General features: G+C 71.9%; 2 protein-coding genes and 2 pseudogenes. 2 read left to right on the forward strand and 2 right to left on the reverse strand.

What is annotated here, in order from left to right; genetic code table 11:
- Both ACWDCZ_RS39915 and ACWDCZ_RS39920 read left to right on the forward strand, forming a co-directional pair.
- Window positions 1–171, forward strand: a pseudogene (locus ACWDCZ_RS39915) (ABC transporter ATP-binding protein); the annotation flags it as partial.
- Window positions 158–631 (forward strand): annotated as a pseudogene (locus ACWDCZ_RS39920) (LLM class flavin-dependent oxidoreductase); the annotation flags it as partial. The pseudogenes ACWDCZ_RS39915 and ACWDCZ_RS39920, both read left to right, overlap by 14 nt.
- An 89-nt stretch (window positions 632–720) precedes the next feature.
- Here the strand turns inward: ACWDCZ_RS39920 and ACWDCZ_RS39925 are convergent.
- Entirely contained in the window at window positions 721–1,290 is a 570-nt protein-coding gene (locus ACWDCZ_RS39925) for a Uma2 family endonuclease (protein ID WP_079272261.1), read from the reverse strand.
- 175 nt (window positions 1,291–1,465) lie between these two features.
- Entirely contained in the window at window positions 1,466–2,902 is a 1,437-nt protein-coding gene (locus ACWDCZ_RS39930; RefSeq protein ID WP_449818538.1) for a WGR domain-containing protein, read from the reverse strand.
- Window positions 2,903–2,908 lie beyond the last annotated feature (6 nt).

Genomic DNA, 2,908 nt, shown 5'->3' on the forward strand with positions numbered 1-2,908 from the left:
GCCCAGCGGGAGACCGGCGCGGCGCTCGTCCTGGTCAGCCACGACCTCGGGGTGATCGCCGGGGCGGCCGACCGGGTCGTGGTGATGTACGCCGGACGGGTGGTCGAGACGGCCGGGGTGGACGAGCTCTTCGCGGCCCCGCACCACCCGTACTCGCTCGGCCCGCTGGGCCGGCGAGCAGGGGCTCAACCTGCTCACCAGCAGCGTCGTGAAGGCGGAGGGCGACGACGCGGAGCCGCTCGACTTCGCCGCCATCCAGGCCGCCCAGATCCGCGCCTTCCGCGAGCGCCACCCCGACGGCGACCGCGCCCGGGTCTCCCAGGGCCTGGTGGTCATCCCCACCGACAGCGCCACCCCCGAGCAGCGTGCCAAGTACCAGGCCTACGCCCTCGCCCGCGCCCCGCGCACCCTCGCCCCGCAGGGCCCGGCCCGGCTGCTGTTCGCCCCCGACCTGGTCGGCACGACCGAGGAACTCGTCGAGCGGCTGCACGCCCACGCCGGCTACCGCGAGGTCGACGAGGTCGCCTTCGCCCTGCCGTTCACCTTCGAGCACGAGGACTACACGCAGATCCTCACCGACCTGGCCACCCGCCTCGGCCCCGCCCTCGGCTGGACCCCCGGCCAGGACTGACCGACCGCACGACTCCCGGGGGAGCACCATGGACGTCGACACCCTCGACACGGCCGGCGGCTACGGCCACCTCGTGAACCGCCGAAGGCTCAGAACTCGCTGGTGTCCACGTCCAGTTCGAACGGCTCGGGCAGCCGCACCGGCACCCCGAACGGGTGCGGCCCCTCCACCCTGGTGTAACCGAGCGCACCCGGCTGGGAGAACAGCGTGCACGCCCGCTCCTGCCGGTCCACCAGGAGGTAGAGCGGCGCACCGAACTGGGCGTAGCGGCGGCGCTTCACCGTCCGGTCGGTGTCGGCGTTCGACGGGGACGTGACCTCGACCACGAGGACGGTCTGATCGGGAAGCAACGCACCGGGGTTGTTCACCGCCAGTTTCACCGGCACAAGGGCCAGGTCCGGGATGTAGTAGTTCTCGGTACCGGGCAGGTCGAGGTTGCCCGAGCCTGAACGCAATCCGAGTTCGCGCTGGCGGGGTCCGATCTGCAAGCGGATCAGATCGACGGTGTTCTCATGCTCCCAGGACGGCGACACGGGGGTGATGACACCCTCAACGATCTCAACGCGTTCACCCGCGATGTGCTGAATCGCATACTTGAGGGCTTGCTCCGGGTTCGGCACGTGGCTGTAGTCGCCCGGGCCGATGTGCGCTGTGCTCACGTAGTGCTCTCCTGTCCGGCGCTGGTCTCAACGCTCAGGGGCTGCCCGGCGGAAAGACTACCGGGGTAACACCGCCGCATATGCACGCGCCATCAGACCTACCCGCCAAAACCGGACAACCTCGGGAAGCCGCCGCCCCGAGCCGGATCACCGTCACCAGGCATCAAGTCGCCGGTCAGAGCAGGCGCTTGATCTCGCCGCGTGCCCGGTAGAAGCCGCCCGAGGCGGACTCCCGGACCTCGGCGACCAGGTAGCGGGCGCCGGGGATGCGGATGTCCTTGGGGAACTGCACGCGCCAGGACGGGTCGTAGCCCTGCGAGAGCACCCGCACGCGCAGCCGGGTGCCGTCCTGGACGCACTCGACCTCGACCTCGCCGCCGGTCCGGGCGGTGGCCACCGTGACCGTCTCCAGCCCGGCGCCGGCCCGCACCGGCTCCCAGCCCGCGCCCTTGACCTCGGCGGTCTTCGGCAGCGTGCCGTCCTCGGCCGCCCGCACCGCCTGCTCGCTGGCGTCCAGGCAGGCCAGCGAGCCGTCCGTCGTCACCAGGTAGAGCCGCCCCTCCCGGTACTGCATGCTGTACGCCGAGCCGCAGCCGGTGGCGAGCTTCCACAGCCGCGTCCCGTCGGCGGCGAAGCAGTACACCGAGGAGTGGTTGTCCCCCGCGAAGACGTACTCGCCGTCCGGGGAGGCCGCGCAGGAGAACACGCCGGCGTCGCAGCGGTAGGCGGCCACCTCGGCGCCGTCCGACTTGCGCAGCCGGTGCACCCAGCCCTGCCCGGTGCCGGCGAACACCTCGTCGGCCTCCTGCCAGCCGAACAGCACCCCGCCCCGGGTGGGGGTGTACCAGCGCTGGTCGCCGCTGCGGTTGTCGTAGCGGGCGACCCCGCGCGAGTGGCCGTGGTAGACGCCGTCGGCGTCGCAGCGCACCATCCAGCCGGACCGGCCGTCGGCCTGACGGCGCCACTGGAACTCGTCCTCGTGGTCCACCGTGGTCAGCCCGCCGCGCTCGTCGGCGACGCCCAGCACGCCGTCGTGGATGTCGAGCCAGAAGATGTCCACGTCCTGGGCTATCTCGTACGCCACCCGCGGGATCTTGCCGCCCAGGTCGTACACCTTGCCGTCGTCGCAGCCGGCGTAGATCCACCAGTCGTCCGCGACGATGCACTTCACGCCGTCCGGCAGGCCGTAGCGGGCCGTCACCTCGCCGTCGTGGGTGAGGGTGTAGACGTCGCCGCGCTCGTTGCCGACCCAGGCGTGCTCCTCGCCGACGAAGATCCCGAAGGCGGGCGAGCCGGAGCGGAAGCGCCACAGCAGCGGCGCCTGGCGGGCGGTCGAGCGGCTGCTGACGATCTGCCGCCTGGTCACCTCCCGGCGCTGGCGCACGCCCCGGACGGCCGGGGCGTAGCCCTTGCGGACCTTCTCGCCGATCTTCTTCGCCGCCGCCGAGGCCGCCTTCTCCGGGCTCGGGTACGTCGTCGCCTTGCTCTGCCCGGGCTCGCCGATCCGCCCGTACCGTACCGTCACCACCTGGCCGGCGAGCCGCACCTCGTAGAACTTGTGCGCACTCCCCTCGTCCTCGGACAGTTCGAGGTACGTGACCTGCTCTTCCACGGCGAC

The organism is Kitasatospora sp. NPDC001225, from assembly GCF_053597855.1.